This window comes from Alkalihalophilus lindianensis, assembly GCF_032843265.1.
Lineage (GTDB): Bacteria > Bacillota > Bacilli > Bacillales > Bacillaceae_D > Alkalihalophilus > Alkalihalophilus lindianensis.
Map to the genome: position 1 here is coordinate 741,724 of NZ_JAWJBA010000001.1, position 14,844 is coordinate 756,567.

Here is a 14,844-nt window from a genome sequence, read left to right on the forward strand (position 1 = left end):
ATGTTGTGGCTGCACAATCATTCCAATGCGTGAGATAGCCCTCCACGTAACAAAATTGTTACATGACAGTCCTGCATTTATTAAATACAGTCCCAGCGTAAAAAGAAATGAGTATCCCTACGCTTCGGCAACTATCCCTTTCAACGTGTTTCAAAGGAGCTCATTCTCCTCCACACTTTTACTAATGATAACTGCGCCTCTACCCTCACTTCAGTATGTGAAGTAAAGATTATTGATTTTGTGAGTTAACCTTATCAAAACTTTTAAATGAATGCAATCACTTTGTCCAAAATTCCTCAATTTACATATCTTTCATGGTTAAAATTCGTCTGCTTTACTTGTAATTTATTAAGAAGTTGATCAAGTTCTTGACTACATTTCACTGTTTCTTTATGAGTGAAACCATGTTTTTTTGCAAGGATTAACATTTGTCTACGTTTTAATTCGATTTTTAGACGTAACATATTTTTCAACTCCATTCATATTAGCATTTTTTACTGTTTTTCCGAAGTGTATGGTAAGTAAGTCAGTTCTTTTTTCACATAGAGATTATTATACCCATTCTAAAAAAGTTGAAAAGCGATTCTGCTAAAGTAGTCATAAAAGTCGAAAAGTAGTAAAGGTTCGACAAACATTTTAGGAATAAGTGGTAGATAAAGGGAGGAGCTTTAGCTCATGCATGAATTGGAAACAACCTTTTTTTGTTTACTGGTGTCGATCTTTGCGAAGTCGTAAACACTATTAATAAAGGAGGGGAGTTATGAAGAGAATCATGCTTATATTGCTTGCACTAATGTGCATGACTGGATGTACCATAGAACAAAAATCGACTCTTGGTGCAAATGCCGATCGTGAAGAAGGCTTTAGTGGATATGGAGTTAAAAGAATGAAAGGCTGGGAAGGTCCATTAATGGATATGATGGTCCCAGATGCAGCACCTAAAGGCATTACAGATTCAGTGACGCGGATAAATAATCGATACGATTATGTCTCAGGAAACCGCGATTTAGGGATGGCCCATGAAGGTACGGGTACTGCGCATTCTGGTGCGAAAATTTTAAATAACAGACCAGGGATCCTTAGAGATAAAACTACTCATACAGATCATATTAAACGTGATATGAAGAATGGCCAAAAAATCTTAACAACAAAACAGGACAAAAGTCATTTAAAAGAAACAATTGAATCCTTTGAAGAAGTGGAGCAGGTGTATATCCTTGCTGATGATCAAACAGTAGTGATTGGAGTAGTAGCCGATCAGACGAATCTCCAATCTTTAAAACAAATGGTTGAGGGTGTTGCTCACGGTTACTATCCCTCTCATCAAATCATCGTCACAGCTGATCGTCAGTTTTTACGAAGAATGAATCGACTCCAAGATTAAAAGGCATGCACCAGCATGCCTTTTATATGCTTGTTTGGGTATCTCACTTTAGTAAAAACCATATTCCTCTGCTAATGACATATATTCTCGCTCCATAAGCTTATGCGCCATCATGATATTCTCATAATGAACGCGAGCATTTTCTGCTTGTCTAGAATCGATAGGCTCTCTCATGTCATCAATTACTCTTTCTAAATTTGTTAACTCAGTGATAAAGGAAAGGTGTATTTGATGAAATCCTTCAAATTCATGAGGAATTCGAAGGTCATGAAACCTCTCACTGTTGTTTTTAATCGAATGAATCGTACTCAACACTGAAGTTTTAGAATCGTTATTTAATGTTTTCTGCTGAAGAATTGGAGCAATTACTTCAAAGTGATTAATGGTTTCTTCTAAATAAAAGGCTGCTTCTTTTGCGTAGGCTAGTAACTCTGTGTCAGCACGATGAAGAACCCTATTTTGATCTGTATTGTTAGAAAATCTTTGTGCACCTAGTGTACCCTCTTGTTCGTTTTGTTTTATATCATGTATAAGGTCAGAACTATTATCTTGCATACATCCCGTAACGATTACAAAGGTACTTGTCAGCAGGAGGATCATTTTTTTGTTCAACTCATCACCTCATTCGTTCTATTAACCAAAGTATGTAACGAAAAAGGAAAAAATATGCATGTAACCTCACTTCTGTTCATAAGTTGGTACAAAGCGAATGGGAGGGATTTACATGCTTATTTTTTTAGTACTCCTATTTTTTTCACTGTTTTTTGGTGTGATGATGCTTGGCAATCATATGTCTCATGTTTTCGAACAACTTCTCGAACAGAAAGCGAATGAAACATTAGCACGTATTGATCAATCCTTAAATGACGTAAACAAGCGATAATGACGAAAGCAGAAGGATCACCGTTCTTCTGCTTTTTTATATGGAGAATTAAAGTTATATAAGCGCAACTATTTGAAAGAAAGAAGCCATTTGATTAGAATAGGAAAAAAGGGTATTGAATTGGAGTGGTAAGTAGTGAAATTAATCGCAATTGATATGGATGGCACATTATTAAATGATGAACGAAAAGTAACAGCGGAGAATGCTGATGCGATAAAGCAAGCTCAAAAAAAAGGGATAGAGGTAGTGATTGCGACTGGACGTGATGATAAAGAAGCAAGAATCCCTTTGCAAGAAGCTAAATTAAGTTGTCCGGTCATCAGTGTAAACGGAGCCGAGATACAAACTGCAAAAGGGGAAGTACTAAAGGTCGTATCTCTTGATAGCTCTACAGTTAAAAAGACGATGGAAATCCTACATAAGCATGATGTTTATTACGAATTATATACAAATAAAGGTGCCTTCACAGATAACTATGAAAGAGGGATCGAAACAGTCATTGATGTTCTTCAGTCTGCTGGTTCAAATGATTCCGTCGAGGAAATGACTAGAATTGCAGAAGAACGTTATGAAAAAGGCGCTGTTACCCATATTGAGGATTATAAAGCCCTGTTTAATGATTCATCCATTCATTTCTACAAAGTATTAGCTTTTTCAAGGAATGATCAAAGCCGTAATGCAGCGAAAGATAAATTATTGTCTTTCTCTAACTTAGCGATCAGTTCGTCTGCTTCGGATAACATTGAAATTACTCATAAGGAAGCACAAAAGGGGATAGCTGTAAGACAATTCGCAGCACAAAAGGGAATTTCTTTAGAAGATGTTATGGTTATAGGTGATAACGGGAATGATCTATCTATGTTTAAGATTGCAGGACATGCAGTAGCTATGGGAAATGCAATAAAAGAAGTAAAAGAGATTGCAAATGAGATTACGGCTACAAATGATGAAAGTGGAGTAGCTAAGGCGATTTTAAAACAACTGTAAATTGAAGTGTGTGATTGGAGTGAGCCTATGCGTTCGTTTGCTAAACCAAGGGTTGTTGTAAGTAAATGTCTTGAATTTGAGGCTTGCCGTTATAATGGTGAAAGAATACCAGATAAATTAATTGAAAAATTAAACGAATATGTGGAATTTATTCCTGTTTGTCCTGAAGTTGAAATTGGATTAGGTACACCTCGAGAGGTCATTAGGTTAGTGGCAGATGGGGATAAAACAAAGTTAATGCAGCCTGATTCTGGATTGAATTTAACTTCAAAGATGGAGGAGTTCTCACTGGAATTTCTAGGATCATTAAAAGATATTGATGGATTCATTTTAAAAACTCGTTCTCCAAGCTGTGGCGTATTTGATGCCAAAGTGTATAGTGGGATGGAAAAGACCCCTGTTTTAAGGACTGAGGCTGGCATTTTCGCTTCTCATGTAAAGGAACATTTTACTTTAGTTGCAAAAGAGGATGAGGGACGTCTAAAGAACTTTATTGTTAGAGAGCATTTTTTAACTCGATTATTTACTGTAGCTGAATTCCGTGAAGTAAAAAAGGAAGATTCCATTTCAAAGTTGATGCAATTTCAGGCGAAAAATAAGTACTTATTTATGGCTTGTAATCAAGATTCGATGCGAGCTTTAGGAAGAATTGCTGCAAATCACGAGAAGCTTGCAAACGAAGAGGTTTTCACTCAATATGAAGACGAGTTACATAAACTGTTTCATAGAATGCCTAAACCAAACGATCATATTAACGTCTGCCAGCATGTATTTGGTTATTTCTCAAAACATTTAACAAAAGCAGAAAAAGATCATTTCTTAACTTCACTTGATCAATTCAAGGAACAGAAAATTCCATTAAGCAGTCTATTAACGATGCTACGATCATGGAGTTATCGTTTTGAAAATGACTATCTCCTGCAACAATATTATTTTACCCCTTATCCAGAGTCACTTGTAGCGATTTCAGATTCTGGTAAAGGAAGAAGTTTATCTTAAAAACTCGATCTTAATGGATCGAGTTTTTTATTTATAAAAATTTATCAATCAAAATAAGAAAGACAGTATGCGTGAAACATTAGTGAAATAAAAATGTAATAATACAACAACAAAAAGTTGTTGACTATTATAGTACAGTTGCATATACTATGAGTAAGATAAAAGATTGAACATTCGAAAAACAAAATGAAGGGGTGTTGAAAATGGAAAAAGTAAAAACAAATGCGGATCGTAAACAAGTAGAGGTAAAAGAAGAGCCATCTATCCTTGAAATGATTAATGATTATTACAGCCGTAACTAATTAAATAAAAGCCGCTCCTAATCATTTAGGAGTGGCTTTTGTTATGGTACAGTTAAGTATTAATTGGGATTCATCATTCTGTATTTAAAGGATATAATACAGCTAGACTTGCAAAATTAGTATGAATCAGTTATAGTGATATTAACAGTTTAATTCTTCTCCAACTATCAAGCGCTTTTCACTCAGCTGGCGCGGTCATCGGAGCCGCAAGGATGAAAGAGAGGTAGGGCTTTTATTGTTTGGAAGAATAGAACAGGATCTTTTATACTTTCTATATTATTTATTGGTAATCATGAGTAACACAAGCAGGGGTTCAGTATTCACATGTTATAAGGGATATTCACTCGGTTTAGTGACTGATGTTCCTTATAATATGTGAATTTTTATTTACCACAGATTGTAAATACGATTGGCATATTAAGAAATTTATTAAGAATGGGGTTTTTTAGCATGACACAAACTGGTACAGTAAAATGGTTTAATGCAGAAAAAGGATTCGGTTTTATCGAAGTTGAAGGCGGAAACGATGTATTCGTACACTTCAGCGCTATTACTGGCGAAGGATTTAAATCACTTGATGAAGGTCAATCTGTTGAGTTCGAAATCGTTGATGGCGATCGCGGACCTCAAGCTGCTAACGTTGTTAAGCGCTAAGTAGCATATAGAGCACTACCTAATTAGGTAGTGCTTTTTTTATTTACATAAAATAAATTTCAATTACCGTATTCACCTTTAATTAAGTCAAACCTAAGAAGTTTAAGGCAAGGTGATTGGTGGAATAGTACTGTAACAACCCTATTGGAGGTAATAATAATGAGTGAAAATTTAGAGCCGAATATTGTTGAGATGAGAAAGAAAATTAACTTGATGAAAGAGGATCGTCATCAATACAAAAGAGAAGCATTTATCGAAGTGTATGAAGAATACGTTCAAATGCTTGAGGCGCAACTTGAAAAAATGAGTCGTGTTTAATAAGTGAAGTTCATATAAATAAGCCTAGATAATACTTGTTTACTAGGCTTGTTTGCTTATATGATACTCAAATAGTGGAAAGGGAACTCTTTGTTGGGATGTGGAAATAGGTTATACTTTCTTTCTAAGAAATGAAGGGGATTATTGAACAGGTTATTAACCAATTAGAAAGTGAAGGGAAAGAACGTATAAAAATTACTCAACAAGAAATTTGCGAGAAGTTAAATGAATATGGAGTACCGTTTATCGGGTTTAAAGGATAGGGGTTAAATCGATAGAAAAAAGGCTTTGACAAGATGTCAAGGCCTTTTCTAATAACTCATATTAAGGATAATGAATTGGTGATGCTGGACCTAGATCAATTCCAAAGAGCATCCAAATGATCAGCATCGCAGCCCATACAATTGAAAATACAATTGTATATGGAAGCATAACAGAAATCAATGTACCGATACCCATCTTCTTATCATACTTTTGAGCAAAGGCAATAATAATTGCAAAGTATGTCATAAGTGGTGAAATAATATTGGTGGTTGAATCTGCAATACGATAAGCCATTTGTGTTAACTCTGGAGAGTACCCAAGTTGCATCATAATTGGGATAAATACAGGAGCCATAATCGCCCACTTAGCAGAAGCGCTACCGATGAATAAATTAATAAAACCGGCAACAACCATAAATGCAAGAACAAGTGGAATTCCTGTAAATGAAACGCTTTGTAAAAATTCAGCTCCGTATACACCTAATACAAGGCCCATGTTTGTTTCGTTAAAGAAGGCAACAAATTGACCTGCTGTGAAGGCAAGGACAATGAACATTCCCATAGATGCCATTGTATCAGACATTTGATTTGCTACATCTTTATCATTTTTAATCGTTTTAGTCATAATTCCATAAACAATACCTGGAATCAAGAAAACAAACAAAATAATTGGTCCTAATGAACGCATAAATGGCGAGTTGACGATAGCGTTAGGGCCATCCCCACGAAGAGGTCCCCATTCAGGTACAATGAGTAATGCCATAACAGCAATAACTGCTACCATTGAAATACCTGACCATAATAACGCTTTTTTCTCATTAGAGTTTAAATAGTCAATCTTTTCAGCGTCATCAGTCTCTGTTTTCTTATAAGATCCTAGACGTGGTTCAACCAATTTCTCGGTAACAAACGTACCAGCAATAGTTAATACAAATACCGACGCAGCGATAAAGTAATAGTTCATTGCAATGTTGATTGTCTCAGCGTAAGCAGGATCAAATGTTGCTGCAGCTTGTCTTGTTAATTCCCCGAGCATTGGATCGGTTGCAGATAAAAATAAGTTTGCACTAAATCCTGCAGAAACCCCTGCAAATGCCGCAGCTAAACCAGCTAATGGGTGTCTACCTAATGCAATGAATAGAAGTGCACCTAGTGGTGGCAATACCACATAACCTGCATCAGAAGCCACACTTGACATAATCCCAGCAAAAACTAATGCTGCTGTGATAAGTCTTTTAGGAACAGAAGTAACAAGTCCGCGAAGTGCTGCACTAATTAAGCCACTGCGCTCAGCTACTCCGATACCAATCATTGTCGCTAGTACGACACCGAGTGGAGCAAAGTTAATAAAGTTACTTACCATATTCGTGACAATGTAATGTATGCCTTCAGAAGAAAGTAGGTTTGTAACAGTTACTTCTACCCCTGGTTCCGCTGGACTTTCTACACTAATGTTCATGCTAGATAAGATGGCAGAAGCGAAAACAACCAATACCGCTAAAATGGCAAATAAGGTAATTGGGTGAGGTAGTTTGTTACCGGTAACTTCAATAAAGGTTAGGAATTTATTGAAAGCACCTTGCTTTTTACCTTTTTCCATGAGTTAGAAAGCTCCCCTCTAATATGTAATTTTCTGACGATATTGTATCTGGGTCTAGACACGTGTATCATTCTACATCACTTAGGAGTAAGTAGGAAACAAGAATTCGAAAATGAACGAAAAAATGAATCGTAAGTCCTATAAATATCTTAGAATAATAATTGAATAGTTAGATAATAGAAGAGATATTTGAATCTTTAAATATAAAATGAATTTTATTAGGCGGATAAAGAGAGGGGAAGCACCTTCGAGTAACTATCTATTGGAATTTATTGAATACACAATATTATACTAAAAAAGTTATGGTTAAGTATAAAAAACCCCCTCAGTAATGAGGGGGTAGCTAATATTATGCTTTTTGAACGTTAGCTGCTTGCTCGCCACGGTTACCTTCAACGATTTCGAAAGTCACTGATTGACCTTCTTCAAGCGATTTGAAACCTTCGCTTTGGATAGCTGAGAAGTGAACGAATACATCGTCTCCACCTTCGCGCTCGATGAAACCAAAACCTTTTTCTGCGTTAAACCATTTTACTGTACCTTCTAACATTGTATTTCCTCCTATAAGTGCAACTCGCACCAATTGTATTACTATTCTCGTCATTAATAATGTTCAAGAGGAAATCAACATTCGTTTCTTTCATCTAGCACCTTAAGAACGATCAAAAATAATTAACCTTAGTTTAACATATAGGCTTTCATGCAGCAAGTGTTTTTAGCAAAAAGTTGGAAATTAACTGACGATTAGAAGGTATTTACCTAATTGTTCTTGAAGTTAACGTTAACGTAAATGGTAGTCTACTAGTAAGCGAGTGTTTTAATGTGAGGTGAATACGATTGTTTAAAATTAGTGAACTGGCAAACGAATTTAGCATCTCTACAAGAACGATTAGATATTATGAAGAATTACATCTCCTCACACCAGCGCGTACAGATGGAAATCAGCGAATGTATTCAAAAGGTGATCATGTCAAGCTTCAATTAATTCTTCGTGGTAAAAAATATGGATTTACCCTTGAAGAAATCAAGGAAATGGTCCAACTTTTCGAGGTCGATCCAAGTGGGGTAAAGCAGCTTGAGCGGACGATAACATTTGGTGAAAAACGTTTAAATGAAATTACGATAAGGATTAATGAATTGACACAATTGAAAAATGAAATGGAAAATCTCTTATGGGAGTTTAGAGAAAGAGTGAAAAAGGGGAGATAAACATGAACTTTTATGAAGATGATTTAGTTATTCAACGAATACTTAAACAAAAACTTGATCCAGATATGTACAATTGGGCAGATGAAAGACTAAGAATGTTCGGAAAGAGTTGCGCTACAGAAATTGATGAAAGAGCTAAGCACACCGACCAAGAAGGGCGGCCTAAACTAGTGAAATATGATCGTTTTGGCGAAGATATTTCAAAGGTTTGGGTTAATGAAGGGTATAAGAAAACCGTCCTCGATACGTATCATACAGGAATTGTAGGCTATGTTCATAAGCAGATTCCTGAATTAGAAAAAAAGGGTAATTATTTATACTCTTATGCACAAGGTTACCTTTTATCTCAATCAGAGCCAGGTTTTTATTGTCCAGTCACCTTATCGATGGCCACTGCTCTTTTGCTTGATCGATTTGCATCCGAAGAAGTAAAGGAACGCTTTTTACCCCATGTGTTATCGACAGGTGAAATTGAACTATATGAGGGAGCAACCTTTTTAACCGAACGGCAAGGTGGGTCAGATGTTGGTGCTAACGAAACGAAAGCAATTGCAGACGGGGAGACATATTTATTATCTGGTGAGAAATACTTTGCATCAAATGCTGGTATGTGCGGTGTAGCTATGGTATTAGCAAGAATTGAAGGGGACCGAGAAGGAACCAAGGGACTAAGTTTGTTTGCAGTTCCCTGGAAAGACGAGTATGGGTCATTGAATGGTATTTCGATTAGGCGATTAAAAGATAAACTTGGCGTCAGGGCTGTGCCGTCTGCAGAAGTGGAATTTAAAGAGGCAAAAGGGCATCTCGTAGGTGAGACATCAAAAGGGATCTACTATATGATGGAAGCACTTAATTTATCTCGAATTTGTAATGCTGTTGCTTCGATAGGAATTATGCGCAGGGCCTTACAAGAAGCACTAAAATATGCAAAGCTACGGCATGCATTTAAGAGAAAACTTATAGAATATCCTATGGTGCAAGAGACCCTCTTAAATCTTACTGTTAAACACGAGGTAGAAACGCTAGCAACTTTCGAATTAGTGGAACAATATGATCAATTAATGAGTAATGATGAAACAGTTTTAACCGAAGAGGCGGCATATGTGCGTTTACTTATTGCCATTATAAAGAAAGAATCAGCTGAGCAAGCAATTCATTTTTCGCATGAAGCGATAGAAATGTTAGGTGGGAATGGTTACATTGAGGACTTTGTCACACCAAGACTTTTAAGAGATGCTCAAGTATTGACTGTATGGGAAGGGACAGCAAATGTGTTAGGACTCGAGATTATCCGATTAATGAACAAAACAAAAGTTCATTCCCTATTTATCAAACGGATGAAAAAATCGGTAAAAGATGTTCCTGCTAGCCTTACCAAGTCCAGAGATATGATACTAAATGAAATTGATACACTTGAAAGGTTGACCCAATTTATTGAAGGAACTGATGAGGACACTAAAACATATTACGCGAAAAAAATGGCAAAACAAATGGTTCTTATATTTGAAGCACAAGTGGCGTTATCATGGGCAAAAAAAGGAACGGAACGGGAAGAAAAAATAGTAGAACGTTTTTGTAAACAGTCTTTTAACCAGGATCGTGCATTTGAAGATGCGGCTCAGTTAAAGGAAGATTTTAATTTGATTGTTCGATAATTTTTGAACCGCTCTATCAAATGAGCGGTTCTTCACTATGAGATTACCTTTTAGGTATACGTAAACCATTGATTTATAGGTACTATTTCGTCTATTATAAAAGGTGCCTTGTTTTTAGAGAAAACCTAAGAGCAGAATATGAGCGGATTAAGTAGGAGAGAAATCATATGACAATTAAACGAAATGATCCTTGTGTATGTGGGAGCGGTAAAAAGTATAAGAAGTGTTGCATGAATAAAGAAACATCAAAAGTCGTTTCTGAGCAGCAATTTGAGCAGTATGTAACGAAGCGTAAACTTTTAATTGAGAAGATGCGTATGTATATGAAAGAACAGTTAACGGCTAAGCAGCGTTATTTCCTAGAAAAAGAGTTTAATGACCGTACGAATGGTGAAGTTCCAAGTGAACTCCGTGGATCCTTTACAGACTTATGGATGCTATTTTTCAATCGATCAGATGAAGGTCGCCGTTTAATTGAGAGTTTTCTAAGTGATCGTAAAAACCACTTAACAGAAGAAGAAATTGAAATGGTAGTGAGATGGGCAAGTCTAACACCTCGAATTCTTCAAGCGGTTAATAAAACCGATAACGTTGTGACATTTACAGACTGCCTATCAAATGAGTTATATAAAGTGTCATTAGCTGAAGAGAACCAAACTTCTTTTGCACCTTGGTATGGTACGTTCAGTCTGATTGAACCATTTAATAGCAGACATATGTTTTATGGAGTTAGATTGTTTGAAGGACCGATGAACATAAAAGAAGCAACAACTTACATAAGAGAAGTAGCAGAGGCAAAAGAAGCTTCTGTTGAAGAGATTATGCGGGATTATTACCCTGAAATTCTAAGTGTATTTATTAGAGGGCAAAAATCTAAAGAGAAGACAAAAACAAAAGTGGTATGTCAGCACATCGCAAAATGGAATGTCCATGATGAAGAGGAAGTTGTTAGACTTTTAGAAGGTCAACCATCTATCTATCTTGAAGATTGGTCAAATGAAAACAAAATGGCCAGCTTTATTCTAGATTGGTATCGTTATGAGGATTCCGAAATGGAGGGCGATGTCCTAACTGCTGAAGTAAAAAGTACACTCCAAATTAAGGGGACAACGTTGATCGTTGAAGCCTTTGACGAAGAAGCACTAACAGAGGTTAAAAACCTCTTCTCCACTAGCTCGTCTGCTTCTTTTGATGAAGAAACGATTGAGGAGTGGGAAATTCCTCTTCATGCAGAAATGAAAAATATGTTAGTACAGATGGATCCAGAACTACCTAAATGTTTTTCTTTGTTTGCCCAAAATAACCTTCAAGCCCAAATTAAAAAACCACTTTCTATTGAAGAAGGTCGAACCATTCAGCAATTAGTGAGGGAAGGGGAGCTTGAAGTTGTAGAGACATGGATGCGTCAGTCAGAATATGATTTATTTATAGCTCAAAAAAGTAAGGTAGGGTCAACCGAATATACAGCTGATTATAATTCGATACGAAAGCATTTAAATTTACCATTATCTCCATATGTAACTGGCGGAGATCGTCGTCAATCAACTCACGCAATGATTGCCTTAGATCGTGAGCAGGTTGATAAGGTTAATAGGGGAGCAGAAAAGAATACAGGGACGTTTTATTTACCTTTGATAGAACAATTTAAAGAAGTGAAGACAGCTGGGAAGTCAGATTCTACGATTCGTAAATATACAAACAGCTTAAAAATTTTAGAGGAATTATTTGACTCCGTAAGTGGAGAGATTAATAATGTTGAAGAAGTGGATGAGTCAGTATGGAATGATATGTTAATGGGCCACTTAGTTGAGCATTATTCAACACTAACGAAGACACAATGCAAGGACTTTATTAGTGTAACGAAAGCATTTACAAAATGGGTGGATGATCATGAGGGGACAACCTATTCAACTTTTGTTACCGATTTATTAAAAGAAGTAGAAACAACATTATTAAAGCCTGCCGATACAAAGAAATAAGAGAATTTAACAACCGTGCAATTAACATGCACGGTTGTTTTTCTAAATTGATCATAATAATATTATGTAAACATATATAAGTGAAAGCTAATAGCGATCACTTATAATATTAGATACCCATACGTTTACGTTGGTTGTTAGGCTTTTTTGTTAATTGACTAGACATTCTTTTCGTTTTGATGTCTTTCGTTGAACTTGAGTGAGTAGAAGATGTTTGTTGTTTCTTTCTCTCGAGTTGTTGTTTGATTGCATCTTGCAAACTGATTTTCTTTTTTTTCAATTGTTTCTCGTCCATAATGACCTCCTAAGTTTCAATCCTATTCTATTATAAATCAAACGAGCTAATAAGTGTATGAATATTACTCCTTACAGGCATGGAAGGTTTTGTTTACTCTGTAAAAGGCTATTACTAAACGTATAAATAAGCAGTGTGCGTCAGTACAGAGAGGGGAACAATATGCAGCAAGTAAAAGATACCATTAAAGAAGTTTTCTTCGCCGTTCTTCCAATAACAGCCGTTGTTATTATTTTGCAATTTACGCTAATTGGGCTGCCTATGGAAATGTTTTTTCAATTCTTAATCGGTGTGGTGATGGTTAGCGTAGGGTTAATTTTATTTTTAATTGGTGTCCATGTAGGGCTATTACCTGTTGGGGAGATGATTGGTTCTACCTTGCCTAAATCAAAAAAAGTTTGGTTGATCATTGTAGTTGGTTTTATTTTAGGGTTTGTCGTGACGGTTGCAGAACCAGATGTTCGGGTACTCGCCCAACAAATTGACGATGTATCAGGTGGGGAGATCTCTCAGATGGTTCTCATCTACGCTGTTGCATTAGGAGTGGGGATATTCGTGGCACTTGCTATGATGAGAATTATTTATAATATCCAATTAAAATGGTTGTTATTAGGTGGTTATAGTGTCGTTTTTATGCTGGCGATGTTTACACCGGATACGTTCATTCCGATATCCTATGATGCTGGTGGCGTAACGACAGGTCCAATGACTGTTCCTTTTATTTTAGCATTAGGTGTCGGAGTTGCATCAGTGTTAAAAGGCAAGACGTCTTCAAGCGATAGTTTTGGATTAGTTGCACTCGCTTCTATTGGACCAATTATAGCGGTTCAAATATTAGGGGTGATAAACGGATGAATATTACGATTTTCGAAGGGTTTAGTGAAGTATTATTAGAAGTGTTTTTTGCTTTATTACCTTTACTTGTGTTTTTTTTAGTATTCCAATTCTTCTTTTTAAAGCTTGAGAAAGAAAAATTATTTAATATTGGAAAAGGTATGATTTTATCATTCTTTGGACTAGCATTCTTTTTGCAAGGCGTTCATGTAGGCTTTTTCCCAGCGGGTGAAGTTATGGGAGAGAAGTTAGGGGAGTTAACCTTTACTTGGGTGTTGATCCCTATTGGATTTGTGTTAGGTTTTGTGGCAACTTTCGCTGAACCGGCAGTGAGAATTTTAATTGAGCAAGTTGAAAAGGTTTCTGGTGGTTATATTTCTGAGAAGATCATGCTGTACACATTATCCATAGGAGTAGGTGTCTCAATTGCCTTGTCCATGCTTCGAATTTTAGTTGGTTTCTCACTATGGTATTATATCATTCCAGGTTATTTGATTGCGGTTGTTTTACTCTTTTTAAGTAGTAATACTTTTACTTCTATTGCTTTTGATTCAGGTGGAGTGGCTACTGGTCCGATGACTGTTACCTTTATTTTAGCTATTGCAGTGGGTGTGGCTTCTGTTACAGAAGGACGCGATCCGTTAATGGATGGGTTTGGAATGATTGCGTTAGTTGCGCTAGCTCCCATATTATCCGTATTAGTGCTTGGAGTTTTATATGAACGAAAAGGGAGGGAAGAAAGTGAGTCTAAATCGTAGTCAACAACTTTTTGTTACAATCGTGAAGAAGCATCATGCTAAACCACTTGTAAAAGCAGCTAAGAATGCTGGTGCTGAAGGGGCTACTATCCTTTACGCAAAAGGAAGTGGGATCCACGAAAAAAAGTCTTTCATCGGCATTCCCATTGAATTTGAAAAAGAACTTATTTTAACGATTGCTAAAAAGCAGGTCATGGATCAAATCGTTCATGCCATAGTTCAGACGGGCAAATTGAATGAATCAGGGAAAGGAATTGGCTTTACAATTGATTTAAAAAAAGTAACTGGAATCGCTCATTTATTAGACGATCCAGAAGAGGCTGATCAGGTCATGGGTGAGGAGGATGAAGACATTATGCCAAAAGAAGATATTCCATTTGATTTAATTGTTACCATTGTTAAGAAAGGATCTGCTAATCAAGTCATTGATTCTTCATTAGAGGCTGGTGCAGAAGGTGGGACGATTTTAAATGGACGAGGATCTGGAATACATGAAAAAGCCTCTCTTCTTAATATCCCAATTGAACCTGAAAAAGAAGTGGTACTTACATTGATTCATCAGAAAAAAACGAAAGAGGTCCTTCAAGCGATCGAAACTGGAGTTGGTCTGAATCAATCTGGTAAGGGGATTGCTTTTGTAATCGAGGTAGATAAGGTTGTAGGGATTAATCATGTTATAGAAGAATTGATAGAAAAGACTACCGAGTAATTAAAACGAGAGAGA

General features: G+C 36.4%; 17 protein-coding genes and 1 riboswitch. Of the genes, 12 read left to right on the forward strand and 5 right to left on the reverse strand.

Going from position 1 to position 14,844, the window contains the following annotated elements; translation table 11 throughout:
• Positions 1 to 27: 27 nt before the first annotated feature.
• Positions 28 to 210: riboswitch (Lysine riboswitch) on the reverse strand.
• Positions 211 to 296: 86 nt separating this feature from the next.
• Positions 297 to 464, reverse strand: a complete 168-nt coding sequence (locus tag RYX56_RS04075) for an aspartyl-phosphate phosphatase Spo0E family protein (RefSeq protein ID WP_317120857.1) — start codon at positions 462 to 464, stop codon at positions 297 to 299.
• A 296-nt stretch (positions 465 to 760) separates the two neighbouring features.
• Here RYX56_RS04075 and RYX56_RS04080 point away from each other — a divergent pair, with 296 nt between their 5' ends.
• Positions 761 to 1,384, forward strand: a complete 624-nt coding sequence (locus RYX56_RS04080; RefSeq protein ID WP_317120858.1) for a YhcN/YlaJ family sporulation lipoprotein — start codon at positions 761 to 763, stop codon at positions 1,382 to 1,384.
• A 48-nt stretch (positions 1,385 to 1,432) separates the two neighbouring features.
• On the opposite strand, the gene RYX56_RS04085 is transcribed toward RYX56_RS04080, so the two are convergent.
• Positions 1,433 to 1,996 carry a DUF6376 family protein gene (locus RYX56_RS04085; RefSeq protein WP_317120859.1) on the reverse strand — a complete coding sequence of 188 codons (564 nt, stop codon included), beginning with the start codon at positions 1,994 to 1,996 and terminating at the stop codon, positions 1,433 to 1,435.
• Positions 1,997 to 2,108: 112 nt separating this feature from the next.
• On the opposite strand from RYX56_RS04085, the gene RYX56_RS04090 reads away from it, so the two are divergent.
• The 5 genes from RYX56_RS04090 to RYX56_RS04110 all read left to right on the forward strand — a co-directional run bounded on the left by RYX56_RS04090 (position 2,109) and on the right by RYX56_RS04110 (position 5,527).
• Positions 2,109 to 2,267, forward strand: coding sequence for a hypothetical protein (locus RYX56_RS04090; RefSeq protein WP_317120860.1), 159 nt, complete (start codon positions 2,109 to 2,111; stop codon positions 2,265 to 2,267).
• A 135-nt stretch (positions 2,268 to 2,402) separates the two neighbouring features.
• Positions 2,403 to 3,254, forward strand: coding sequence for a Cof-type HAD-IIB family hydrolase (locus RYX56_RS04095; protein ID WP_317120861.1), 852 nt, complete (start codon positions 2,403 to 2,405; stop codon positions 3,252 to 3,254).
• A gap of 27 nt (positions 3,255 to 3,281) precedes the next feature.
• A complete protein-coding gene (locus RYX56_RS04100; protein ID WP_317120862.1) occupies positions 3,282 to 4,253 on the forward strand; it encodes a YbgA family protein in 972 nt (323 codons plus the stop codon).
• Between the two features lie 752 nt (positions 4,254 to 5,005).
• The gene (locus tag RYX56_RS04105) at positions 5,006 to 5,209 is read left to right on the forward strand and encodes a cold-shock protein (RefSeq protein ID WP_317120863.1); all 204 of its coding nucleotides are present in this window, start codon (positions 5,006 to 5,008) and stop codon (positions 5,207 to 5,209) included.
• 159 nt (positions 5,210 to 5,368) lie between these two features.
• On the forward strand, positions 5,369 to 5,527 hold the full coding sequence (locus RYX56_RS04110; protein WP_317120864.1) for a hypothetical protein: 159 nt from the start codon (positions 5,369 to 5,371) through the stop codon (positions 5,525 to 5,527).
• Between the two features lie 324 nt (positions 5,528 to 5,851).
• Here RYX56_RS04110 and RYX56_RS04115 read toward each other — a convergent pair whose 3' ends face one another.
• Together RYX56_RS04115 and RYX56_RS04120 are read right to left on the reverse strand one after the other, a co-directional pair.
• Positions 5,852 to 7,390 carry an AbgT family transporter gene (locus RYX56_RS04115; protein WP_317120865.1) on the reverse strand — a complete coding sequence of 513 codons (1,539 nt, stop codon included), beginning with the start codon at positions 7,388 to 7,390 and terminating at the stop codon, positions 5,852 to 5,854.
• 349 nt (positions 7,391 to 7,739) lie between these two features.
• Positions 7,740 to 7,940, reverse strand: coding sequence for a cold-shock protein (locus RYX56_RS04120; RefSeq protein ID WP_317120866.1), 201 nt, complete (start codon positions 7,938 to 7,940; stop codon positions 7,740 to 7,742).
• Positions 7,941 to 8,221: 281 nt separating this feature from the next.
• On the opposite strand from RYX56_RS04120, the gene RYX56_RS04125 reads away from it, so the two are divergent.
• From RYX56_RS04125 to RYX56_RS04135, 3 genes are all read left to right on the forward strand, one after another.
• Positions 8,222 to 8,599, forward strand: a complete 378-nt coding sequence (locus RYX56_RS04125; RefSeq protein ID WP_439108463.1) for a MerR family transcriptional regulator — start codon at positions 8,222 to 8,224, stop codon at positions 8,597 to 8,599.
• Positions 8,600 to 8,601: 2 nt separating this feature from the next.
• A complete protein-coding gene (locus RYX56_RS04130) occupies positions 8,602 to 10,254 on the forward strand; it encodes an acyl-CoA dehydrogenase family protein (RefSeq protein WP_317120868.1) in 1,653 nt (550 codons plus the stop codon).
• Between the two features lie 167 nt (positions 10,255 to 10,421).
• On the forward strand, positions 10,422 to 12,233 hold the full coding sequence (locus RYX56_RS04135) for an SEC-C domain-containing protein (protein WP_317120869.1): 1,812 nt from the start codon (positions 10,422 to 10,424) through the stop codon (positions 12,231 to 12,233).
• Between the two features lie 109 nt (positions 12,234 to 12,342).
• On the opposite strand, the gene RYX56_RS04140 is transcribed toward RYX56_RS04135, so the two are convergent.
• The gene (locus tag RYX56_RS04140) at positions 12,343 to 12,528 is read right to left on the reverse strand and encodes a hypothetical protein (protein ID WP_317120870.1); all 186 of its coding nucleotides are present in this window, start codon (positions 12,526 to 12,528) and stop codon (positions 12,343 to 12,345) included.
• A 162-nt stretch (positions 12,529 to 12,690) separates the two neighbouring features.
• Between RYX56_RS04140 and RYX56_RS04145 the strand changes: the two genes are divergently transcribed.
• The 3 genes from RYX56_RS04145 to RYX56_RS04155 are packed head-to-tail and all read left to right on the forward strand — an operon-like array spanning position 12,691 to position 14,829.
• Complete coding sequence (locus RYX56_RS04145) at positions 12,691 to 13,383, forward strand: DUF1538 domain-containing protein (protein ID WP_317120871.1); 693 nt, start codon at positions 12,691 to 12,693, stop codon at positions 13,381 to 13,383.
• Positions 13,380 to 14,120: a DUF1538 domain-containing protein gene (locus tag RYX56_RS04150; protein WP_317120872.1), complete on the forward strand. Its 741-nt coding sequence runs from the start codon at positions 13,380 to 13,382 to the stop codon at positions 14,118 to 14,120. Before RYX56_RS04145 ends, RYX56_RS04150 begins: the two co-directional genes overlap by 4 nt.
• Positions 14,104 to 14,829: a P-II family nitrogen regulator gene (locus RYX56_RS04155; RefSeq protein WP_317120873.1), complete on the forward strand. Its 726-nt coding sequence runs from the start codon at positions 14,104 to 14,106 to the stop codon at positions 14,827 to 14,829. Before RYX56_RS04150 ends, RYX56_RS04155 begins: the two co-directional genes overlap by 17 nt.
• The last annotated feature ends 15 nt before the right edge of the window (positions 14,830 to 14,844 follow it).